At 66.6% G+C, this 22,807-nt stretch carries 14 protein-coding genes; 3 read left to right on the top strand and 11 right to left on the bottom strand.

Translation table 11 applies throughout. From position 1 onward, the window contains the following. The first annotated feature begins 1 nt into the window (after position 1). Positions 2-697, top strand: a complete 696-nt coding sequence (locus tag ACP7CK_RS02680) for a hypothetical protein (protein ID WP_219354458.1) — start codon at positions 2-4, stop codon at positions 695-697. On the opposite strand, the gene ACP7CK_RS02675 is transcribed toward ACP7CK_RS02680, so the two are convergent. Both ACP7CK_RS02675 and ACP7CK_RS02670 read right to left on the bottom strand, forming a co-directional pair. After that, the gene (locus ACP7CK_RS02675; RefSeq protein WP_219354459.1) at positions 694-7,047 is read right to left on the bottom strand and encodes an AAA domain-containing protein; all 6,354 of its coding nucleotides are present in this window, start codon (positions 7,045-7,047) and stop codon (positions 694-696) included. The genes ACP7CK_RS02680 and ACP7CK_RS02675 overlap by 4 nt on opposite strands. Next, positions 7,044-9,350: a hypothetical protein gene (locus ACP7CK_RS02670; RefSeq protein WP_426025045.1), complete on the bottom strand. Its 2,307-nt coding sequence runs from the start codon at positions 9,348-9,350 to the stop codon at positions 7,044-7,046. Before ACP7CK_RS02670 ends, ACP7CK_RS02675 begins: the two co-directional genes overlap by 4 nt. Positions 9,351-9,522: 172 nt before the next feature. Here ACP7CK_RS02670 and ACP7CK_RS02665 point away from each other — a divergent pair, with 172 nt between their 5' ends. Further along, positions 9,523-10,698: a hypothetical protein gene (locus tag ACP7CK_RS02665; protein ID WP_219354461.1), complete on the top strand. Its 1,176-nt coding sequence runs from the start codon at positions 9,523-9,525 to the stop codon at positions 10,696-10,698. Between the two features lie 135 nt (positions 10,699-10,833). Here ACP7CK_RS02665 and ACP7CK_RS02660 read toward each other — a convergent pair whose 3' ends face one another. Both ACP7CK_RS02660 and ACP7CK_RS02655 read right to left on the bottom strand, forming a co-directional pair. Then, positions 10,834-11,907: a HEPN domain-containing protein gene (locus tag ACP7CK_RS02660; RefSeq protein ID WP_244999708.1), complete on the bottom strand. Its 1,074-nt coding sequence runs from the start codon at positions 11,905-11,907 to the stop codon at positions 10,834-10,836. Between the two features lie 22 nt (positions 11,908-11,929). Beyond that, positions 11,930-13,933, bottom strand: a complete 2,004-nt coding sequence (locus tag ACP7CK_RS02655; protein ID WP_008263418.1) for a ParB/RepB/Spo0J family partition protein — start codon at positions 13,931-13,933, stop codon at positions 11,930-11,932. A 550-nt stretch (positions 13,934-14,483) separates the two neighbouring features. Between ACP7CK_RS02655 and ACP7CK_RS02650 the strand changes: the two genes are divergently transcribed. Beyond that, a complete protein-coding gene (locus tag ACP7CK_RS02650) occupies positions 14,484-14,768 on the top strand; it encodes a helix-turn-helix transcriptional regulator (RefSeq protein ID WP_008260373.1) in 285 nt (94 codons plus the stop codon). Between the two features lie 259 nt (positions 14,769-15,027). Here the strand turns inward: ACP7CK_RS02650 and ACP7CK_RS02645 are convergent, their stop codons facing one another. The 7 genes from ACP7CK_RS02645 to guaB form a co-directional block, all read right to left on the bottom strand. Continuing rightward, the gene (locus tag ACP7CK_RS02645; RefSeq protein ID WP_008260164.1) at positions 15,028-15,567 is read right to left on the bottom strand and encodes a hypothetical protein; all 540 of its coding nucleotides are present in this window, start codon (positions 15,565-15,567) and stop codon (positions 15,028-15,030) included. Positions 15,568-15,703: 136 nt separating this feature from the next. Beyond that, positions 15,704-16,957 carry a tyrosine-type recombinase/integrase gene (locus ACP7CK_RS02640; protein WP_040349340.1) on the bottom strand — a complete coding sequence of 418 codons (1,254 nt, stop codon included), beginning with the start codon at positions 16,955-16,957 and terminating at the stop codon, positions 15,704-15,706. A 290-nt stretch (positions 16,958-17,247) separates the two neighbouring features. After that, positions 17,248-18,810, bottom strand: coding sequence for a glutamine-hydrolyzing GMP synthase (gene guaA / locus ACP7CK_RS02635; protein WP_426025044.1), 1,563 nt, complete (start codon positions 18,808-18,810; stop codon positions 17,248-17,250). Next, a complete protein-coding gene (locus ACP7CK_RS02630) occupies positions 18,807-19,526 on the bottom strand; it encodes a 5'-methylthioadenosine/S-adenosylhomocysteine nucleosidase (RefSeq protein ID WP_426025043.1) in 720 nt (239 codons plus the stop codon). Before ACP7CK_RS02630 ends, guaA begins: the two co-directional genes overlap by 4 nt. Then, positions 19,526-20,827: an RsmB/NOP family class I SAM-dependent RNA methyltransferase gene (locus ACP7CK_RS02625; protein WP_426025042.1), complete on the bottom strand. Its 1,302-nt coding sequence runs from the start codon at positions 20,825-20,827 to the stop codon at positions 19,526-19,528. Before ACP7CK_RS02625 ends, ACP7CK_RS02630 begins: the two co-directional genes overlap by 1 nt. A gap of 16 nt (positions 20,828-20,843) precedes the next feature. Next, a complete protein-coding gene (locus ACP7CK_RS02620; protein ID WP_292147994.1) occupies positions 20,844-21,236 on the bottom strand; it encodes an MAPEG family protein in 393 nt (130 codons plus the stop codon). 4 nt (positions 21,237-21,240) lie between these two features. After that, positions 21,241-22,698 carry an IMP dehydrogenase gene (gene guaB, locus ACP7CK_RS02615; RefSeq protein ID WP_008259075.1) on the bottom strand — a complete coding sequence of 486 codons (1,458 nt, stop codon included), beginning with the start codon at positions 22,696-22,698 and terminating at the stop codon, positions 21,241-21,243. Positions 22,699-22,807 lie beyond the last annotated feature (109 nt).

The raw sequence follows: 22,807 nt of genomic DNA, 5'->3' as shown, positions 1-22,807 counted from the left end.
AATGACGGACGCCCTCGAACTGCTCGAAGGCCTCGCACCCGGGATCAGCAGCGCGAAAAAGAGCCTGGCGTTTGGTGCCGCTGCTGATCGCGCGCGCGTTCCGGTCGAACAGGCGCCCCGCCATGCACTGTTGCTCACGCGGCTGGTGCAATGCGCCAACGATCTCGACGGCTTGAACGACGTGGCCTTGCGTCAGCGGTTGTCGACAGCCATCGCCAAGGCCGAAAGCGTGGGCGAAAGCCTTGAGGATGCCGAGACCGCGGCTGATCTGGAAGCAGTCGCGACGGACTATTCCACGGTCGGCAACGCCCTGTCGCAGGTCATAGAGCGGCTGAAGAACCACTGGTCCCAACTCGTGGCGCAGGACTTCGTGGACTTGGCGGCCGTCGGCCACCTGCTGTCCAAGATCTCTGGCGCGGAGTCGATCGGGCGTGATCTGGTGGAGATCAGCACCGCAGCCCAGACGCTCGCCAATGGTGATCCGTCCGCCGAGAAGCTCGCCGAAGTCGCGCCGGCGCTTCGCCTGAGGCGTGCGCAGACCCTGGATGCGATGCAGGCGTTCACGGGCGAGCCTGAAGTGGACGCCTTCCTCGGGGCCGTCACCCGCCAGGAAGCCAGCTTGGACATGGTCACGCCCAAGGTCATGTCCTGGCTGACGGACAAGGGCGCCCTGTCCGCGTTTCGCGTCCGGGGCTAAGCCTCCTGACAGAGGAAGCGCGTCAGCAGTTCCCGACTGGTCGAGGACTCCATCAGGCCCTCGCTCATCAGGTCGCTCGGCCGATGCACGCAGGCGGGACATCCATCGACGCAGAGGCGTGCGCTCAGCCGATAGACCTGGTCGGCCAGACGTCCCCGCGCGCTGAGCCCTTCTTCCTGCAGGCCTTCCTCGAGCCCGCCATAGGCCGCGAGCAGGTGGTTCAAGACCGAGTCCGGCTGGCTTTCGGCCCCGCGCACGGCGACGCTCGTCGCTTCCCAGGCGGTCGGGGGCCGTCCCAACCGGGCTTGCAGTGACAGGCTGGATCCCCGCACGGCGAGCGCCAGATCATAGAGGTCGAACCGTTCGCTTCCGACCGCTTCAACCCCGAACAGAACCCTCAGCACCCCGGCGGGTAGAGGCATGTCCGGATCCAGTCCGAGCGGCGCGGCCAGGGTGCGGAGCGCATCCGGGTCGTTCGGATCCAGCGCGCGCCATTCGGCATGGTGTTCCTGAAGCGAGAACAGGCGATCAAGCGCGGCGTCCTCGGATGCATTGGGACAATCACCGAGGAAGCCGTCCCGCCAGTGCCCGGCGCCCGCCCCGGCCCGGGCGACGAACGCGCGGGTGGTTCCATCCCCGTGATTGCCGACCTCACAGATGGTGATGTCGCATCCTCCCGCGACATCAGCCCCGAACTGCAGGGGCAGGACAGCGTGAACGAGGACCTGACGATCGTCCCCGTGTCCGACATGGACGAAGCTGTCCTTCAACCGAAGCGCCAGGCTGTGGACGACGGCGGAGTGGAGCCAGGCCCGTATCTCGCCGGGGTTTCCCGCCGCGCGAAGCGCGTCTGACAGGATCGGCTTGAGCCGGTCGTCAGAGAAGGCTCCCGCCACCTTGGCCACGCGATCGGGCGACAGGAGCGGATGGCAGGCCAACAGATCGGCGCGTACGTCCTCGAAGAGGGCGGCGATGTCGCCGGTGTTCCAGAGGAACGCGATCCGACGCAGCCGATCCTGATAGGCCGGGTCCGCCAGGGCGCTGGCGATCAGTTCGCCCGCGCGGCGCATCTGGAACATGTTCAGGCCAAGCGCCTGTGCGCCGCTCTCCACCTTCCAGCGCACGAGGGCGCCGACCACACGCTTGCGGACCTGGTCGTCGACCGTCACCCGGGCCTCTTCAGCGTCGAGGAAGACGCCGAGCCGTTCGGCGTTGAGCCGATACCGGACGCCTTCGGTCTGGACGTGATAGCCGTGCAAGGTCGGCCCCTTGCCGGGACTCGTGAAGACCTGGGTGATCGGAAGCGTTTCGCGAGGGGGACCGGTCAGAACGAGTTCGGCATCGGCGCCCCAGAACACCCGAGCCAGGGCCAGACCGGTTGTCTTGCCCCCAACCCCGTCGCCGAGGAAGGCGCTGAACGCCTCGACCCAAGGCGCCAGATCCTCTGTCGGCAGCGCTCTTGCCTGGTCGTCGGTCGGCTTCAGGATCGGGAAGCCGCGCAGATGGCTGTGCGATTGATGACCAATCTGCCGATTGGCCGGGGCCTGGCCCGCAGGGACGACTACGTCGGCCGCATCTAGCCCGAAGTCCGCGATCCAGGTTGCGCCGTGCACCTGTCCGAGGCGCTGCAAGGTGATTTGCCGGGGCCTCACATATTCGGCCGCAAGGCCGGGCAGCAAGGTTCGGGCCTCTCTAGGCAGCCGCTCGAGCCAGGCGGCGGGATCATCGCCGAAGGGCTTGGACACGAGCGCGGAGGCATAGTCCTGCGCCGCGAGCCATGGCCCCTGCCCGGCTACGGGCGGGCGCCAATCGACCTCGACCGGGTGGTAGCGTCTCGTGGCTCCGCCCGGAGCGACGGTGGCGGTAGCCAGGGAGACATCCTCGGCGCGGGGTTCGACCTCGCCCGCACGGATGATGTTCAGCCGAGGCAGGTTGATGGAATCAAAGAGGAGGTCCGGCGCCCACTCGAGGTCGGCGCGCAATCGGGGCAGTCCTTCTCCGGGGGCTTTTCCATTGCGCTTGGCCAGGGCCAATGCCCAGAAGGCGGCCAAGTCTGACGCATAGCCCTCCCAAACGGGTTCGCCGAAAACAAGCCGGACCAGCGCTTCGGCCTCCGCCAGGGCGGCGGGCGGCGGCGATTGGGGATTGAAGGGACCGGCACGGCGCTCGAAGCGAGCGAACGCGTCGAGGATGGTCGAGACGATCTGGCCCCGGCGGACGAAGAAGTTGTCGGGGTTGAGGGGACTATCGAAGCCGGTCGGCTCAAGCATGGTCCAGGGGCGTTTGAACCACCAGCTGTCGCGGCTCGTGTAGATCGAGAGGGTCACGGCCGTGATAGGCCGGTCATCGCTCCCGCGGCCCCCTCGCCCCTTGCGCTGGACGAAGCTGGCGAGGTTCTGCGGCGCATAGTGCTGATAGACCAGGGTGATGTCCGGATCGTCGTAACCGACCTCCAGCGACGACGTGGCGAAGACGACGTCGGATGCCTTGATCGCGTCCTCGACGCGTCCGGTCGAGGCGGAGGTGACAGGTCGGTCGATGATGCTCAGCGGCTGACCCGGGCGGCGCAGGCCCTGGGCGCCGACCTGTGCGGGATCGGTCGCCGCGAACACCCAGCACTCGCCGCTCTGGAACCGATCACAGCCGTAGGGTTCCCCGCAGCACTGGGTCGGGAGCACGCCGGTCGCCGGGTCCTCGGGATATTTCCGGGTGCGGTAGCTTGCGAGTTCCTTGCCCTCCTCGGCGTCCGTGTAGTCGCCATGCAGGCGTCGGACCTTATCGATAGAGTCCAGGAAGACGACGCTGCGGAATCCGCCATCGCTGTCGGTGCGCCGCCTCATGCCGTGGGCCAGGCACATCAGGCTCTGGATAGTCGTCGAGGCGCCCGCGATGTCTGCACCACGGGACTCGACCTCTGGCTGGATGAAGTAGAAATACTCCCGCCCGCGCGGATTGATCTGCTTCTCCGTAGCGCTGGCGGCGATCGAAAGCACGTTAGCACGTCCCGCCAGGCGGCCCCAGGTCGCGGCGGGATCGCCCAGTGTGGCGCTCATCCCGACCATCAACATTGGCGGCGCGTCTGGCGCATTCATCGAAGTCCGCGCCGACAGGCGCTGGAGCGCCAGCGCGACCTGGGCGCCGTGGACATGGGAATAGAGGTGGATCTCGTCAGCCATGACCGCCCGGGGCGGAGCGAAGTCAGGATCATCACCGAACAGGCGGCCCGCGATGGGCGTGTGCATCCACTGATGGAGCGAGTCCGTGGTGATGATGAACAGCGCCGGCGGCGTCTCGCGCAGGGCCAGTTTGCTGCCGATCCAGCCGTCGAATGACCAGTCGCAGGCAACGCAGGCAAGCCGATCAGCGCGATCGTGGCCTGCGCCTCTGTGCAGGTGAAGGGTCTGGGCGCACTCCGGGCAGCCGAACAGCGGAAAGATGAGCTCGCCTTCCGACAGCATCCGCCAACCCTCGTCCAGATCCCAGGATTGCAGGGCGTCCAGACGGTTGGGCGTGCCCTTGAACTGCATCCCCACTGTGAGTCTTGGAGCTCCAGGCTCCCGCGAGAGCAGGCCGGCGTAACGCACGAGGCGCTGCGCCTGGTTGGTCGCCAACCTGATGCGGGGGTAGGCGAGCACGGCGCGCACGCCCTTGACGCCGGCAAGCCGGTCCGCCGCGGCGCCGGCGATCAAGGGAAGAGCCGCGGCCTCGGTCTTGCCGGCCCCTGTGTCCGCCGAGACAACGACCGCATTCTCCCCGCCCCCCGCCCAGGCCCGGCTGAGCGCCTCAAGGCTGCGGCGCTGGAATCCGGCGATCGCCGCATCCCGCCCCCAGAGCTTGAGCAGTCCGTCCTTAAGCGAGGTCAGGGCCTGAGCATGGGTCCCGCCCAGTTCAGCAGCCAGTCCATCGAAGACGGCGGCCAGGGGCTCGTTTCTGATGGGTTTGTCGCGGTTCCGCAGTTCCACCTTCAGGCTGCGGACCAGGAACGGACGCTTGTCCGCATCATCCCGATCGAACCTCTGCTTCACATAGCGCACCTCGCGGGCCAGTTCGGCCATTCGGCTCCGCACCCGCCCCTCGCCTGCAAACAAGACCCAGCCATTCGCGGCCAGCCGCCCTAGGGCGGCCTGGGCCTGTGTCCGGCTGAAGCCTTCGCCATCCGCCAGGGTCGCAGCCGAGGTCCAGCCTTCGAAGACCCCGAAGTTGATCCGCCTGGCCTCCAGGGTCTCGAGGGCGTTTAGAACCGCGAAATCCTCGTCGGACAGGACGGGGGCCTCCGGCGGTTCCGGCAAGGGCTCGAGGGTAGATGCGCCGGTCCATTCGATCCGGAGCCGTTCGCCATCGCTGGAATACTGGATCAGGCCCTCATCCCGCAGACGATCGAACGCGGGACGCACGACATCCCCGCCTACCGCGTTCACCCAGGCGAACTGACGCCGCACGTCGTCATAGAGCGGCGGCTTACGGCCGCGCTTGGATTGGTTGATGACCTCTTCGGCGCGGCCTTTTACTGTCTCGTAGTCGACCGGGAAAATGCGTCGCGCCGGATCGAACGGGCGCGCGTTCCAGAAGTTCGCCTTGGCTGTGATGACCTGCCACAGGTCGATCCGCCCACTCGCTTGCAGGCGGCTCAAACCGGGCAGGATGGGCTTGCGGCCGAGGCGCTTCTCGAGCTCAAAGCTCGCGGCGGTGCCGTAGGAATTGCCCAGGGCGACATCCCGCACCGCCTGAAGGAGGTGCTCATCCTCCTCGGTAAGCGCCTGCGTCTGCGACGTGGCGACGGGCTCCTGGACCGGCGGATCGACCAGGTCGCCCGAATCCTGGAAGCCGACCAGCCGGATCTGGACGTCGATCTTGGCGCCGGTGTTGTCGATGATCTCGACTTCACGCATGAGCGCGGCGTCGAAGACGAACTCCCGCAGCCCTTCCGCCTTGTCCATCTGCTCCTGGTCGACCGGGGAAGCCTCCAGCAGGCGCCGGCTGATCAGGACGATCAGCTTGTGACGGGCTCGCGTTACGGCGACGTTCAAACGTTCGCGGGCGAAGATGAAGTCGGCCTCGGCCAGGGCGAACTCGGTATCTGCGACGCAGTATGAGAGAACGACCGCATCCCGCTCCTTGCCCTGGATCCGGTCCACGGTCTCGACGAAGGCGTTGGCGCGCAGCAAGGGCGGCAGAGCGTTGCGGATGGCGGCGTTCTGCGCCCGGTGGGGGCTGACGGCCGCGATGCGTTCGCGCCAAAGTTCGCCCTTATAGGCGCCGTCGCTTTCGGTGACATCCACGAGTCGCTCGGCCAGTTTCTCCAGCAGACGCGCACTCGCCCAAGCTTCGAAGGGGTTGCTGCTCGAGGCCGGCGGACCGTCGTGGACCAGAACCGCGATGGGCCAATCGGGGTCCAGCGCATGCGCTTCCCACGGCTCAAGGCCGTCGCGCCAGTTCGGCTTCAGGGTCAGGCGCGCCTCCCGGACGGCGTCTGCCGATCGATACTTCCCGGGATAGAAGGTCTTCTCCGGAAAGGCGGTGAGCGGGGCGTTGAGCCGGAAGGTCTCCTCCAGCGCGAACTCTTCGGCGCCGGCGGATTTCATGAAGGCGTAGAGCGAGCCTCCGAGCTGTCGTCCGCTGACATCGACATCGCGGCCGGCGCGGATCGGGGGCAGTTGCCGGTCGTCGCCGGCGACCACGATCCGTCCGTCGGGCTTGAGGCCTGACAGGGCCATCAGGCCCTGGCTCAGAACCAGTTGCGACGCCTCATCGATGCAGATGAGATCAAACAGGGGCGCGACGACGCCGTCGCCGGGCGCCTTCTTGTGTGAGAGCAACCGGTGAAGTTGCCAGACGGACGCTCCGACCACGACCGCTTCTGCGGTCAGATCCGCAAAGGCCGCCTCCCCCTCCTCTTTGGCGACAGAGGCACGGTGTTTGATGCGATCGGACAGTCCAGCGGGCGGCGCTGCTCCGAGATAGTGGACCTCGAACGCCTCGGGCGCGAACTGCCCCAGGCGAGCGGCCACGCTGTCGAGAAGGTTCCCGATGGCGTTGCGCGTGAAGGCGCTGACGAAGACGCGCGCGGGCAGTCCCGCCGATCGCCGCGCCAGAATGTAGCCGAGGATCAGCCAGGCCAGTAGGTGGGTCTTGCCGGTCCCGGGCGGGCCGAGCACAAGACCGGCCCGTGTGGAGGCCAGACCTTCCCACGCCCTTTCCTGGGCCGGGCGCAGAGCCGGACCGCCGCCGGCCTCGAGCAGGGGCGCTGCGAAATCCCCAAGAGCCTGAAGCCAGAGCTCCGGATCGGTCGCGCCGCTGGCGAAGGTCTCGGGCTGGTTGAGGAAACGCAGGATGTAATCGCGCGTGCTCATGCCGCCTGCCCCGCCGCCAGATGCCGCAGGAAGCGCGCGGCCTTGTCCGTATTGAAGTCGATGAAGTGCCGGTCCAGGTGCCAGCCCTTGGTGGGGGTCGTCCTAAGCAGGTCCTGGAACAGGGGGCCGTCGAAAACGCCACGCCCAACGATGACCTTGACGATGTTGGAATAGGCCACGTCCTGCGGAGACGGTTGCAGGATGCGGCATTCGACGAGCGGCCACTGCAGCATATCCAGCCGCAGGTCCGGTTGGTCGTCGGTAAGGATCAGTTTCAGGTCGTTAGGGCCAAGATCGCTGTCCTGACTGGCCGGCGGAATCCGGAACCTCATCAGTTTGTCGCGACCGTAGTTGACGACGGACAGCAACTCGAGCCCCGCCATGGCGCGGCTCGCGTCGCGGCGCCGGCTGGCCGGTTGGGCGAGGTTGACGAGCGCCTCAAGCAGCCCGGCCCGGTTCTCCAGAAGTTCGCAGGCGATCAGGACATCCAGATCCGCCGCATCGAGCGGATCGAACGTCTCGTGGAACAGGAACGGCCGCTTGCTGAGTCTCAGCATCGGCTGGCCGCTCGCGGTCGCGACCGCGTGTTGTGCGTAGAGCCAGGCGGTCACGCCCTGAAGAGCGGACAGGCGAGCGGCGACGTCGGCGACGATGTCCTCGGTCCCGGGTGCGCCGGCCACGCTTTCGCGGAAGCCGCGGATGACGTCGATCGAGAGCAAGGACGAAAAGGGTCGCTCGAACCCGGGCGCCGGGGTGTAGGCGGCGGCCGCACCAACGGTCGCGAGGGCCTGGCTGACCTGGCGCAGGTCATAGGCGACCGAGACCGGCAGGGCGTAGAGGTGTTCGACCACGCTTCGCACCGCCGTGGCGGGCAGATGGTGCGCGCCTTTGAACTCCGGTTCCGGGACGATGTCCTCCGGCGGGAACAGCCGCACGAGATGCAACAGCGCGCCACGCACGCGGGGATCGTCCAGATGACGGCCGACGGCCTTCTGCAAGCTTAGAGCTTCGGAGGGTTCGTAGAAGAAGATGTGCGCATATTTGAGAGCGGCGTCGTCCCCCCGATCCATCGCCTCTCGGTTGGCCTGATCGACAGCGGCCAGATCCCCGATCAGCCGCCCCATGACGGCGACCAGAGCATCGGCCTCGTCTTTAAGCTCAGCCGTTTGAGGCACGCGGATATCATCACTGGCCGACCCGTCCGGGCCGACACGCCGATAGCCGACGGCGGCAATCCGGTCATCGACCGGATCGTAGTCTACCGAGACGAAGAACCGCAGATCGGCTCTCGGCGGCATGAGGAAGGTGTGCTCCTCTTCGGTCCGCTGGATCGCGTTGGTCGCCAGGGCGGCGGCGCGCGCAACCAACCGCGAGGCGTTGCGGGTCAGGGACCAGCCGGCACCGGGCGTTTTCGCCAGTCCGTAGGCTTTTGACAGCGCACCAACGGTCTCAATCCCCATCCTCTTGAGGGCACGTTTGGAATCGTGGGTCACGCCGGGGACGGCGGACACGTCGCGCCCCGCAGCGAGGGCCGGCGCGATTGACTGGACGCAGTGCTCGAGGAAGGCGCACTGTTCGCACTTGAAATAGAGGTGGTGGAAGGTCTGGTCGGACGGACCGAAGCCGATCCGCTTCTGCGCGATGGCTGGCAGGGTCTGGCTACAGAAGTCATCGACCTGGCGCAGATAGGGTCGAAGCGCGAACACCTCGGCGTCGGCCCGATCGCCCTGGGCCGTGCCGTTGTCCGGGATGCGCCAGACTTCCCCATCGCGGTTCAGGGTGACCGGACTGGAGAGGCGGATCTCGGCGAGCCGCTCTTCCAGCACCCGCACATAGAAGGCGATCTGAGTCTTGTGGAAGGCCGTCGCCCGCCGGGTGGCCTTGATGTCGATGATGGTGAAGCAGGCACGACCGTCGGGCAGGATTTCCCGCCGGACGAGGTCGGCGATGTTCCGGTTGAGTTCCAGCCCCGTGCCTTCCAGAAAGCGCGGAACGCCCGTGGGCTTCAGGTTGATCTGGGCGGCATAGGTCTCCGAACGTTCGCCGCGCAGAAACGCCAGCGTCAGTCGTTCCGAGAGCACCTTCTCCCCCGGCGCAGGGCGCAGGACGGCGGCCTCGGCGGCCAGCCGATTGACCACCCGGTCCTCGAACTCATTGCCGAGCTTCGCCCAAGGCGCTTCGCGAATGTCCTTGAGCACCGGCACGGCCGCCAGTTCGTCATCGCTCGACAGCTCATAGCGGACCTTGCGCTCGCAGCGGTATTGGAACCACGACTTGACCGTGGATGCGCTGAAACCCTTCAAACCCGCCGCTCCCCACGTCCTCTCAGGGACGCTTCCTACCTGGCCGAAACCGACCCTATCGCGCCAGACGTGCATCAAACCTTCACGCACAGCCGAAGCGAGACAATAAGCTTCTCCTTGAGTCGCTGCTGGCCCACTATGGCGTGAACGAGACCGAACCAAAGGGGAAACCGTGGCGGCGCCGAAGCAAACTGCCGACAAGCTGGTGATCCTCAAACCGCTTGTCTGGAACGCCGGCGGATATCTGGGACCCGCTGGAAGCCGCTCGGTCGGCGGGTTTGTCTCGGAGAACGGCTACGGCCACGAGGAATGGAATGGCGATCCCAAGCGCGAGTGGCAGGGTTACCGGATCTTCCACACGGAGAGCAAAGGCCGGATGGAGGGCTTCGCCGAGGCCGGTCGGCTTGGCATGATCATGACTGCATACCGGCCCAAGATCGGGCCGGTAGCGCTCGGGGTCGCGACGTCGATACAGGCGAACTCGGCCAAGGAGATGGCGAAGATCGCCAAGGCTCTGCGCATCCATGCAGACGGCGAGAGGATATGGGCGCTGCCATCCGTCCAGCAGAAGTTCGGAACGCGGGCCAAGTTCAACAAACACTGGGACAGCCTGGCCGGCTATATTCGCTGGCGGTCTCCGGCCGAAGAGTACGTCTGGTTCGACAACCCCATTCCTATCGACCCGGAGGGGGTCTTCCCGAGCGGCGATCCGGCACGTCCCCGACAGGACATCGCCAAGCGCCATAGTGGGTATATGGCCATTCGTCCGGACCAAGCGCTCGCCATTGTCGGAGGCACCATACCCGCCGGCCATCCCTGTTTGACATGGCTGAAGGAACCTGAGTTCGACCTCACGCTGGTCAACCCCAAGATCCGCAAGGCCAAGGCCCCGAAGAAGTCCGCCGCGAGCGCCGCCCCGACCACCGCGCCCTATGTCCGGTGGCTGAAGGAGCAGGAGATCGCGGTCTCTCCCCGGCACCATGACCTTCAGAGCCGCTTCAAGACCTACATCTCGAGCCGGTGCAACCAACTGGCGGAGAACCGGCGCGGCGTGGACCTTCAGTATGTCTGTGCGTCCAAGGGCCTGGTTCTTGTCGAGGTGAAGCCTTGCGAAACGGCCACTGCGCGGTTCGCCATTCGCACCGCGCTTGGACAACTGCTCGATTATCGTCAATCGATCGGCGGCCCGCCTTGCCTTCTGATCGTGCTGGAACTCGCTCCCCCTGAAGAGCGGGACATCCAACTAGCCCTGAGCAATGGCGTCGGTATAGCCTGGCCCAAGGCAAAGGGGTTCGATGTCCGCTGGCCAACGGCTGTGAAGACGAGTGTGAAAGCCGTCCCCGCCTGAGGCTCGCAACGTCGCTCACGGCAACGCCCTGCGGCAAGGCCGACGGTACGGAGTCTGACTCATGGCGCACGTAATCAGCGTCGGCCATGCGTCAAAGCCAGCCATTGGCCCCACATCGCCCTTCTGATCGGTTGCTTAAGCGTCGTCTTTAGAGGCTGCTTCAAGGAGTTCTGCGAGCCGCGCCTTGCAGACCTCCTCCGCGAGTACGCGAAGCACGTTCACTCGCTCCGAGAGCCAGGCGAGTTCGTCGCCACTGATCCTGTAGTGCTCGGAGTAGCGCGCCTTCACATAGGCCTCGCGCAGGAGTTCGAAACAGCGGCGTTCGAACTTGGTCTCGCGGGGCCAGGCCTCGGCTAGGCGAGGGTCGATAGCCTCGGCCTTCTTACGCAAGAAGGCTAGGTTGTGAGCCTTGCCGCTGTAGAGCGTCACGACCAGAAGCACCGCATGATAAAGATGTTCAGCTGTCTGGTGAAAATTGAAGGCGGCTAGGTTCGGCTCATCGTCCGACATGCAAAAGGCCGCCACTTTTCGAAAGCTGGCTGCGCTCGTCATCCATTTCTCATAGTGCCGCTCCGCCTCCTCCAGCGCCACGCGCGCCTTGAGGTCCGCCGGCTTGTGCAGCTTGGCGCCCGGCGTGTCGTAGAGCAGCACGCCTTCGCGCACGATGTCGGCGAAGAAATAGCGACCGCGATCCAGTTGCTCGTTCACGTCGTCGAGCGAATGGACGATGAGGCTGACGGGCGTGCGGATGTCAGGCCCGATGGGCATGGTCCGGTTTTCGGCCTCGTACCAGAATTCGCCGTCGGTCAGGTCTTCATGATCGACGACGATCAGCAGGTCGAAATCCGAGAAGTAGCGCCCGACGGGGTCATGGACCCAGTCGCCGCGCGCATAGCTGCCGTAGAGGATGACCTTGAGAATCCTGCCGTCCTTGAGCCGCGCGGCGCGACGGGTCGAGATCGCCTCCTCGAACGCCGCGCGCACAGTCTCGACCACCTGACGGAGTTCGGCCTGTTTGCGCAGCGGTAGATGATCGAGGCTCTTCTTCATGGCTGGAGTCTCCGCGATACGGCCGCACACGGCAAGGCTGAATACGCCGTCTTCGACCTGTCCGCCTCGCCGAGCGAGCGTCGTACCCAACGATGGTCTTCGCCGCCGCACGGCGGCGCCGATGAAAAAGCCGCGCGCCCCTAAAAGGGCGCGCGGCAAGTTTTCAGTCTCTCAGCGACGGCTATTCCGCCGCGAACGCATAGGCGTCGTCATCGCGCGGTTCGCTCGCGCTTTCGTCCTCCGGCTCCGCCGCATCGGACACCGTCCGCAGGACCGGGGGCAACCACCCCTTGCCCTCCACCAGCCGTTCCGCCGCCTCGGCCATGTCGCCCTTTTTGAACCCGGCGATCCGGCCCGCCTCCTCCGCGTTGACGGCCTCCGTCACCGCCTCCAGCACCCGCGTCTTTGGGACGCGCGTGAAGTAGCTGGCCGCCGTCGCCGACCACGTCCCGGCCATGTCGAGGCCGACCACCGTCGCCAGCGTCTCGGCCTGCGCCAAGGCGCCGGGTCGCCGGTCGTGGGGGTCACGCACGGCGTAGAGGCCGACCCCGGCGCAGCAGGCCATCAGGTCCAACTGGTCCGATGGAGCCAACCCGAACACCACGCCCCACAGGTCCTCGGCCCGCTCGGGCAGTCGCGCGCCCCAAGCCTCGCACCGGTCCCGAACCCGCCGACCGGCAGGACCGTCGTCCACCCCCGGCGCCAGCCGCTCCAGACCGCTGACAGACAGTCGAAGCTGCAGCGGCGTCCAGAGGCCATATCCCGGATAGAAGACCTGCAGCGCCAAGGCATGAACCACGGTCGCCAGCGCCGCGCCCACATCCGCCTGCACCGCGTCGCGCAGGCCCATGGTCTTGTGGGCCGTGAGGTCGATGACCAGCCGGTCGGACAGGGCGCTCCCGACCTCTTCCGGCTCCGGCGCGCGCCCGCCTCTCTCGGCGTCGGCGTCGCCACCGCAGTCCTCGACCGCCTCCTCTTCCGGCGGCGGCGCGACCGCGTCCTCGGCGCGGACCAGTCCGCGCTCGAAACGGGCCAGACCGTCATGGCCGAGCATCACCACGACCCCCGCCCGGGCCTTGGCCTCGGCGGCGTAGTCGAAGTCCGGACCGAAGGCCTGCAAGCTCTTGTCGATCTCCTCCAGCCGCGCATCCTCTTCGGGCGACAGCCCCTCCGCGCCCGCCTCGGAGACGATCCGGTCATATTCCTCCGACAGGGCCGTGATCTCGGCGGCGTCCGCCTCCGACCGTTCGACGGCCACCGGATAGACCCGCCCGAAGGCCGAGACGTCCGGATAGTCCAGGGCGGGCTCCGCCCACTTCCAGCCCTCCCGTTCGCGCGCCTCGTCGGCCAACCCGGACAGCTTCTCGCCGACCAGCCGGTCCAGCAGGACCACGTCCTCCAGCCAGCCGCCGCCGTCCTCGGTGAACAAATCCCGGAGGATTCCGCCGCCTTCGGCCTTATAGGTTTCGACGCCGACGAAGCGGACGCGCCGGTCGCCGACGCTCACCTTGGCCTCGGTCATGGCGCGCCGGATGGCGTAGGCCGGGGTATGGGGGCCGACCTGCTCCAGCACCTGCCGCTGCCGGTCCTGATCCTCGCTGACGCAGAAGGCGCTCAACTGATCCAGCGCCAGCGTCCCGGCCCGGTAGGCCGCCATCAACTCCGGAGCCGCTGAGCCGAGCCGGAGACGCTGACGCACGACATGGGCGGACACACCGAACCGGGCGCCGATCTCTTCGGGGCCGTAGCCCTTCTCGACAGCCAGTCGCTGGAAGGCCTCGAACTGGTCGGCGGGATGCATGGCCTCGCGGGTCATGTTCTCATCGAGGCTGATCTCGTGGGCGTCGTTCTCGGCGTCCACGATGACCCGCACCGGATGGGTCCGCTTGATCGCCTTGCGCTTGGCCAGCAGCCGAAGCCCCTGACGGCGCCCCTCGCCGATGCTGACGAGGTAGCTCCCGGTCGGAACGCCTTCCCCGTCCCGCTCGATCTCGACCACGGGCGGCTGCAACACCCCCTTGGCCTTGATCGAGGCCGCGAAGGCCTCGATGGTCGCCGGGCTGTGGGGCGTCTTCCTCGCATTCTTCGGTGAAGCCTTGAGCCGGTTCAGCGGCACGGTGATCTCCGCGCCATGGGCGGGGGTGGTCGCCTCGGTCGCGACGGTTTCGATGGATTGAGCAGTCATGTCTCTGCCTCCTTTGGGCAAGGGTTGCAGGCACGCGAACTGCGCGCCTGAAACCCTGCCCGTCGGCGAGACCGGGGTAGCAAGGGCCAGGGCGGACCGGCCGGAGGGGGATCGCCCGACCTGCACAAGCCTGACGCCAATGCCAATCATGACGATCCTCGCCGGCGCGGAAGGTCGGGGAGACCGGCCGGTCCGGCGGCGCAGCCGCTTCACCCTGGCGCGCGCGAGGGCGGAGCCCTTAGCTCTGCAAGCCCGACGAACCGTGCATTCCGTCGTCAAAGTCGACCGCTAAGAACCGGAGCTTATCGGTCACTGGCCACGATACCCAGTTGCAGCGAGGAAGGAGCCTGAAGAAGGCGGCGCCCATCCTGCGGTGCGGGATGACCGCGGCGGAGTGACTGGGATCGGTGACCCGTCGACTAAGCGACCGGGCGTCATCAGACGACGTCTGCGCAGACGGTGCTGAGAACCGTAAGACCAACACCGCGGGCCTGCGTGTTTTCCCTGCGGCATCTTTCGGTTCGAATCGACCCGAACGAGGAGATGCATCATGGGACAGACCCATTCGCCCCTGCCACGGACGATCAAGAAACCGGAACTGCGCCAGATGGTGCCGCTCGCAGACAGCACCATCTGGGAGATGGAGCAGCGCGGGGAGTTCCCCAGACGCTTCCGGCTGACGCCGCGATGCGTGGTCTGGGATCTGTCGGAGGTGCAGACCTGGCTGGAGAAACGCCGCCGCACCCCCGTCACGCCGGCCAAGGCTCCGGATGTGCGCCTGCGCCGATCACGCCCCGTCCACGACGGGCCGGGCGCCTCCCGACCGCACCTGTAAGCCGCGCCTCGCTTTAGAAAACGGCGAGCGGATTATCGACTGCTTCAGCCGGGGATGGCGGAGGCAAGGGGGACGGGACACGGGCTTCCAGGGCCGATAATTGATTTCTTCACCCCCGCGAGCTATATGTCGTCCCGAGGCCAGATCGGTTGAAACAGCCTCACCCGCCTCTTCGGAGGTCCACGCGTGAGCGAGATAGGGATTTCGATCCCGGAAGCGGCTACCGAGTGACTTCTGATAAGGGCGCCTCCGGGCGCCCTTATCTTTTCCGGTGGAACTTCAGCTTTTCGCCCTTCAGCGTCTTGTCGATCAGAACGGCGAAGCGAACCTTGCTCATGTGCGCAATAGCGAGCGCCTGCGCCGGCTCCGGGCTGTAGGCGCTTTCCACGAAGAGCTTGAGATCGACGCCCGCGTCGGCGCCGCGCTTGACCCGGAAGAAAACCCTGTAGTCCCCTGCTCCGCCGTCGTTGCGCACACCGATCCGCAGGAAGTTCGCCTCCGGGGTCTGATAGACGTGCGCCGTCGGCAGACCCTTCAGGATATGCGGGAGCGCCTGCGACAGCCCATAGCGGATCGGACAGAAGACGCGCCGCCTCGGACCATCCCAGACCGCGACCGCAGTTTCGTCGTGCTGGGCGGCGTCGAAGGTTTCACTGAAGCAGTGGTTGCTAAACCGGACATCGATCTTCACGCCGTTCGGACGCGACTGGGTGGCCATCTCCAGCACGAAGGGCTCGAGATGGTCGAACGCGAGCGTCTGCCCCGCGACTTCCAGCGGCGGAAAATACGGCCCGGCCATGGCCTACAGTCCCAACAGGTCCGGCGACCGCTTGCGCAGTCCCGGCCGGACGGCCGTGCGCTTGGTGGCGGCAGCCTTATCCCGCGCGTCGATCATGTCCTTGTCCCTGCATTTTCTGCTGGCATCCCGACGCATTTCAAAATTTCGGATCAAAACGCGGTGCGCTGACCTCTGACACGGTCAGAACCGGCGTGTAGGCGCGGCCCGCTTCCCAGGCGTCCACGGCGTTCGACCATTCCTGCGCCATGTGGCGGCGCTGGGTCTCGAACTCCGCCTTGTTGTAGACGCCTCGCGAAGATCGCTCTTCGTGAGCGAGCCCTTTCTCGATCCAGTCCGAGTTGAAGCCCATCTCGTGCAGCAGGGTCGAGGCCGTCCGCCGCAGGTCGTGCACGGTGAAGGGCTCGAGCGGAAGGTTACCCTTTCCGGCCCTTTCAGCGATCGCACTGGTGACGCGGTTGAAAGTCGCCCGCGACATCGGCGCATCGGCGTCATAGCGCGACGGCAGGATGTATTTCGAGTTGCCGGCGCAGGTCTTCAGAGCGACCAGGATGTCGAGCATCTGGGTGGAGAGGTAGACGTTGTGAGGGCGTGAGCGCTTCATGCGCGCAGCCGGGATCGACCAGACCGCATTGTCGAAATCCACCTCGGTCCACACCCCGTCCTGAAGTTCGCTCTTCCGAACCATGCTGAGGAGGATGAACTTCAAGCCGAGCCTGATGGTCGGCAGGGTCGCGACCTCACCCAGGAGCATCAGCATGATCCGGATTTCGGCTGGGGTGAGTGAGCGATCGCGCGGCCGGAAGGTGGCGATCGAAGCCGGACCCACGTCATCCGCAGGATTGTCGATCTTCTCGCCGTGGAGGATGGCCCAGCCGTAGATTTGTTTGACGATATCCCGGACATGGATCGCCGTGGCGGGCGCCCCGCGATCCACAATCGCCTTGCAGTGGGCCCGCAGATCGTCGGGTGTGATCTCGCTCAGCAGGCGGTTCTTCCACTTCGGCAGGATGTCCCGATTGAAAATCGCCCGGCGCATGTCGCGGGTGCTGTCCGCCATCGGCGCGCGGTCCATCCAGCCCTGGGCGACCTGTGCGAAATCGTGAGCTTCCTTCAGGCGACGTTTGGCGCGCTGCTTTTCAACCGCGGGCGACACCCCGTCCGCGATCGCCTTCTTCACCTCGATCAGCCGCTCACGGGCTTGGGCCAGCGTCAATCCGGCGCTGCCGTAACGCCCGAGCGTCAAGGTCTCTCGACGGCCGTTGAACCGATAGTCGTAGCGGAATGAGATTGCGCCGCCCGTCGAGACATAGACGTACATGCCGTCCCTGTCGGTACTCTTGTAAGCCCTTGCTTTCGGTCGCAAATTCTTCAGCGCAGTGTCGGTAAGCACGGTATAATCGCCTCTCTCCGTCGGTCCTCGAAATCGGTCCCGCCAAGACGGCTTTTTCTCATTCATCTCAATGACTTGCTGGAAATGAATACCGTCAGACCGCGGCCCGATGTCAGGACGGTATGAGCCCGAGTCCGCCAGATCAATGCAGCGGCGTACCGTCGGCCAGTCCGACAAAACGAAAAAAGACCCTCCGAATGGCTCCGAAGGGTCTCGACAGAATTCACAATGTTGTCAGGCCTTTAGAGGCCGCTTCGGAAGCGATACCGAATGCTGCCGAAGGGTCGGGACTATTCCCACTCGATCGTCCCCGGCGGCTTCGACGTCACGTCGTAGACGACGCGGTTCACGCCCCGGACCTCGTTGATGATCCGTGTCGCGGTCTTGGCCAGGACGTCCCAGGGGAATTGGTAGAAGTCGGCGGTCATGCCGTCGGTGGAGGAGACGGCGCGGAGGGCCAGGACCTTTTCGTAGGTGCGGGCGTCGCCCATGACGCCGACGGTCTTGACCGGCAGAAGGACGGCGAAGGCCTGCCAGATGCTGTCATACAGCCCGGCCTTGCGGATCTCGTCCAGATAGATGGCGTCGGCCTGTTGCAGGGTCTCGACGGCTTCGGGCGTGATCTCGCCGGGGATGCGGATGGCCAGGCCCGGTCCGGGGAAGGGGTGGCGGCCCACGAAGGCGTCGGTCAGACCCAGTTCGCGGCCCAGGGCGCGGACCTCGTCCTTGAACAGTTCGCGCAGGGGCTCGACGAGTTTGAGCTTCATATAGTCGGGCAGGCCGCCGACATTGTGGTGGCTCTTGATGACGTGGGCCTTGCCGCTGGACGAGGAGACGCTCTCGATCACGTCGGGATAGAGGGTGCCCTGGGCCAGGAATTCGGCGCCCTCGACCTTGTTGGCCTCACGGTCGAAGATCTCGATGAAGACGCGGCCGATGATCTTGCGCTTGGTCTCAGGGTCCGACTGGCCCGCCAGTTCGCCCAGGAATTCCTTCGACGCATCAACATGCACCAGCGGGATGTTGTAGTGCTCGCGGAACAGGGTGGTCACCTGTTTCGCCTCGTCCTTCCGGAGCAGGCCGGTGTCGACGAAGACGCAGGTGAGCTGGTCGCCGATGGCCTCGTGGATCAGCACCGCGGCGACGGAACTGTCGACCCCACCCGACAGGCCGCAGATCACCTTGGCGTCGCCGACCTGTTCGCGGATCTGGGCGATCTTCTCGTCGCGATAGGCGGCCATGGTCCAGTCGCCCTTCAGCCCGGCGATGCCATGGGTGAAGTTCTTCAACATCTGGTGGCCGCGCGGGGTGTGCATCACCTCGGGGTGGAACTGCACGCCGTAGAAGCGGCGGGTCTCGTCGGCGATCACCGCATAGGGCGAACCGGCCGAAGAGGCGACGACGTCGAAGCCCTCGGGGATGGCGACGATCTTGTCGCCATGGCTCATCCAGACCGTCTCTTCCTCGCCGACCGAGGCCAGGTCGGCCAGCAGGGGCGAGGCTTTCTCGACGGTGATCTCGGCGCGGCCGAACTCGCGGGTGTGGCCGCCCTCGACCTTGCCGCCCAGCTGTTCGCACATGGTCATCTCGCCGTAGCAAATGCCCAGCACCGGCACGCCGGCTTCGAACACGGCCTGGGGCGCGCGGGGGCTGCCTTCCTCGTGCACGCTCTCGGGACCGCCCGACAGGATGATGGCGGCGGGGTTCATCCCCGCCAGAGCGGCCTCGGCCTTCTGAAACGGATGGATCTCGCAATAGACGCTGGCCTCGCGCAGGCGACGCGCGATCAGCTGCGTCACCTGGCTGCCGAAGTCGACGATGAGGACCTTCTGGTGGTCGTGCGGCGTGGTCATGGGGTGATCGAATCCGGGGCGGGAGGTTGCGCGGGGTCTTGGCCGTGTAAGGCCGGAATTTCAAGCTTGGGGATGTTCAGGGCGGCGAGGCCCTCGGCCTCCAGCACGGCGGTCAGACGATCCAGGGCGGCGGCCAGGTTCTCGTCCACATGGTGCAGGGTGGAGGTCCAGTCCTCCAGCGCCTTCAGCTCGGCGCGGCCGTCCGACACGCCGCGCAGGGCGACCAGGGGCACGCCAGACGTCTGGGCCGACCGGACCAGGGCCCAGGTCTCCATGTCGACCATCTCGGCCTCGATGGCGTCATAGGCGGCGCCGGAGACGACGTTGGCGCCGGTGGACAAGGTGGCGGTCGGCACGCCGGGGATCGGGCACGGCAGGGGCAGGATCGCAGGATGCTCCAGCAACGGGGTCACGCCCTTGGGGAAGCCCAAAGGGCTGGCGTCCATGTCGCGATAGGCGACGGAGGAGGCCTGATAGACGCAGGCGTGGTCCAGCACCCGGGACCCGCACGACCCCAGCGAGACGATCAGGTCCGGCAGGCCGCCCCCCGCTTCCAGCCGCGCCAGGGCGGCGGTCAGGACGACGGCGGCCTCCACCGGACCGACGCCGGTCATCAGGGGCTGGATGCGGGCGCGCAGATGGTCGCCGTATTCGGCAGGCGCAGCCATGACGTACAGGACCGAGACCTCGCCGTGCCGCGCCAGCCCAGCCTCCATCAGGCGGCGCGCTGATAGACGGCGGCGAAGAAGCCGTCGGTGTCTGCGGTCGCCGGCGACAGACGCAGACGCGCGCCGGACGCCAGTTCGGCGAACCTGGCCCGCGCGGCCTCGGTCAGTTGCGGCGCCGACAGGACGTCGGCGATGGCGACCGGGTGGAAGTCCGGATTGGCGGCCTCGAAGGCGTCGACGCTGGCCTCGTTCTCGCGGGCCAGCATCGAACAGGTGACATAGACCAGACGCCCGCCCGGCTTCACCAGCTTGGTCGCCTGGCTCAGGATGCGGACCTGGAGGGCGTGCAGCTTTTCGACCTCCTCCGTCGTCAGACGCCAGGCGTCCTCGGGCCGACGCCGCCAGGTGCCGGATCCCGAACAGGGGGCGTCGACGAAGACCAGATCGGCCTGGCCGTTGACGGCTTCCAGCCCGCCGCCGTTCTGGCCGATCAGCACCAGCTCGGCCTCGACGCCCGCGCGTTGCAGGCGGGGGCGGATGTTCTCGAGCCGCTTGTTGACGACGTCGGAGGCGATCAACTTGCCCTGCCCCCCCATGGCCTGGGCCAGACCCAGGGTCTTGCCGCCGCCGCCGGCGCAATAGTCCACCACCGTCGCGCCGGGTTGCGCGCCGGCCAGCCAGCAGACGACCTGGCTGCCCTCGTCCTGGATCTCGAACTTGCCGGCCTTGAAGCCGTCCAGGGCCTGGATATTGGGCGGCGGCTCGGACGGCACGCGCAGCCCCAGGACGGACCAGGGGGTGCGCGAAACCGCCAGACCAGCGTCACGCAACTCGGCTTCGACCGCGTCCACCGTGGCCGCCGCGTCGTTCACACGCAGGTCGATGGGCGCGCGCGGCGCCATCAGGGCATGGGCCTCTTCCGCCCAGCGCTCCCCGAAGGTCGCCTTGAAATCCTCGACCACGAACTCGGGCAGACCGGCCGCGACCCAGCCCGGCAGTTCCCCCTGCCCCGCCGTGATCCGGCTGCGCTCCTGTTTCGACAGCGGTCGCGGGCCATAGCCGTCGCCGGAGTGCAGCGCCTCGATCTCTTCCAGCGACAGGCCGTCAATGGCGTGCAGCGATCCGATCACCAGGGCCCGACCGTCTTCGCGCCCGCCCATGATCCACGACAGTCGGCCGCGCGCCCGCAGCACCTTGTAGACATGATCGGCGATGGCCCGCCGATCCTTGGACCCGGCATAGCGGTTGGCGGTCCCCCAGGCCTTCAGGACGGTTTCCGCCGGTTGGTTGCCCTGGGCGATGGAGTCCAGGACGGCGGCGGCGGCGGCGAGACGGGCGGCTGGGGTCAATGCGGACTTTCAGAGATCAAAGGAACAGGGAGGCCAGGACCATGACCAGTCCCGCAAGCGAGACCAGCCAGACCAGCGACCGGATATAGGGAATACCGAGGGCGTAGAGCGGCACATAGACGACGCGCGCCCAGAAATAGAGAGCCGAACCCCACACGGTCAGGGCGCTGGACGCCCCGATCACATGGGCGATCAGCACCGCGCCGATGAACAGCGGCAGGGTTTCATACAGGTTGGCCTGGGCCCGCTCGAGACGGCCGGTCAGCGGCTTCTTCGCCGCCGGCGTCTCATCGCGCGGCCCCGCATTCCACTTCGAACCGAACTCGACCGTCCGCGCCCCGGCCGGCAGGAAGACCTGCACCAGGGCCAGGATCAGCGTCAGAGCCAGATAGGTCAGTTCGGTCGTCATGGCCTTATCCCTGTCTGTAGTTCGGCGCCTCGCGCGTGATCATCACGTCGTGGACGTGGCTCTCCCGCAGGCCCGCGCCGGTGATGCGCACGAAGCGGGCGCGCTCCTGGAAGTCGGCGATGGTGCCGGCGCCGACATAGCCCATGGAGGCGCGCAAGCCCCCGACCAGTTGGTGCAGAACCGGGGTGATCGGCCCCTTGTACGGCGTCTGGCCCTCGATGCCCTCGGGCACCAGTTTCTCGGACGAGACTTCCTTCTGGAAGTAGCGATCCGCCGAGCCGCGCGCCATGGCGCCGACCGAACCCATGCCGCGGTACGACTTGTAGGACCGGCCCTGGTACAGGAAGACCTCGCCGGGGCTCTCGTCGGTGCCGGCGAACATCGAGCCCATCATGGCCACATTGGCGCCGGCTGCGATCGCCTTGGCCAGGTCGCCCGAATATTTGATCCCGCCGTCGGCGATGACCGAAGCGCCCGTGCCGCGCGCGGCTCGCGCCGAGTCCATCACGGCCGTCAGCTGCGGCACGCCCACGCCCGCCACGATCCGGGTGGTGCAGATGGAGCCGGGACCGATGCCGACCTTGACCGCATCCGCGCCCGCGTCGATCAGGGCCCGCGTCGCATCATAGGTGGCGACGTTTCCGGCGATGACCTGCAGACGGTTCGACTCGCGCTTGATCCGCTCGACCACCTGGGCGACCGAGGCCGAGTGGCCGTGAGCGGTGTCGATCACCACCACGTCCACGCCGGCGTCGGCCAGGGCCATGGCCCGCTCGTATCCGGCGTCGCCGACGGTCGAGGCCGCCCCGACCAGCAGACGACCCTGGTCGTCCTTGGCCGCATGGGGGAAAGCCTGGGCCTTCTCGATGTCCTTCATGGTGATCAGGCCGACGGCCCGATAGTCTTCGTCCACCACGATGACCCGTTCGATCTTGCGGGTCTTCAGCAGGTCGCGCGCCTCTTCACGGCTCGCGCCCTCGCGCACCGTGATCAGGTCGCCGGTGGTCATCAGCGAGGCGGCCGTCAGGTTCAGGTCGTTCTCGAACCGCATGTCGCGGTGGGTCAGCATGCCGACCAGCTTGCCCGTGGCCGGATCGACCACCGGGAAGCCGGTGATCTTCTTGCGGGCCACGATCTCACGCACTTCGCCCAGGGTCGTCTGCGGGCCGACGGTGACCGGATTGACCACCATGCCGCTCTCATAACGCTTCACGGCGCGGACCTGATCGGCCTGCTCCTCGATGGTCATGTTGCGGTGCAGCACGCCCAGGCCGCCGGACTGGGCCATGGCGATGGCCAGGCGGCTTTCCGTCACCGTGTCCATGGCGGACGACAGCAGCGGGATGTTCAGTTTGATGTCGCGTGTCAGCTGGGTCGAGACATCGACCATCGCCGGCATGAACTCGGACGGGCCGGGTTCGAGCAAAACATCGTCGAAGGTCAGTCCTTCGCGTATCTCCATAGGGAGTCTCCGTTTTGCGGGCCGCGTATAACGGTGCGGAGGGGGCCACGGCAAGGGTCTTGCGGCTTATGGGCCCGATAGATTTTATTGGTTTGCAACCGAGGGGGCC

Source organism: Brevundimonas sp. TSRC1-1, assembly GCF_049898245.1.
Taxonomy (GTDB): Bacteria; Pseudomonadota; Alphaproteobacteria; order Caulobacterales; family Caulobacteraceae; genus Brevundimonas; species Brevundimonas mediterranea_A.
The sequence above is the reverse complement of the archived record's forward strand: the minus strand, read 5'-3'. Positions and strand labels throughout refer to the sequence as shown.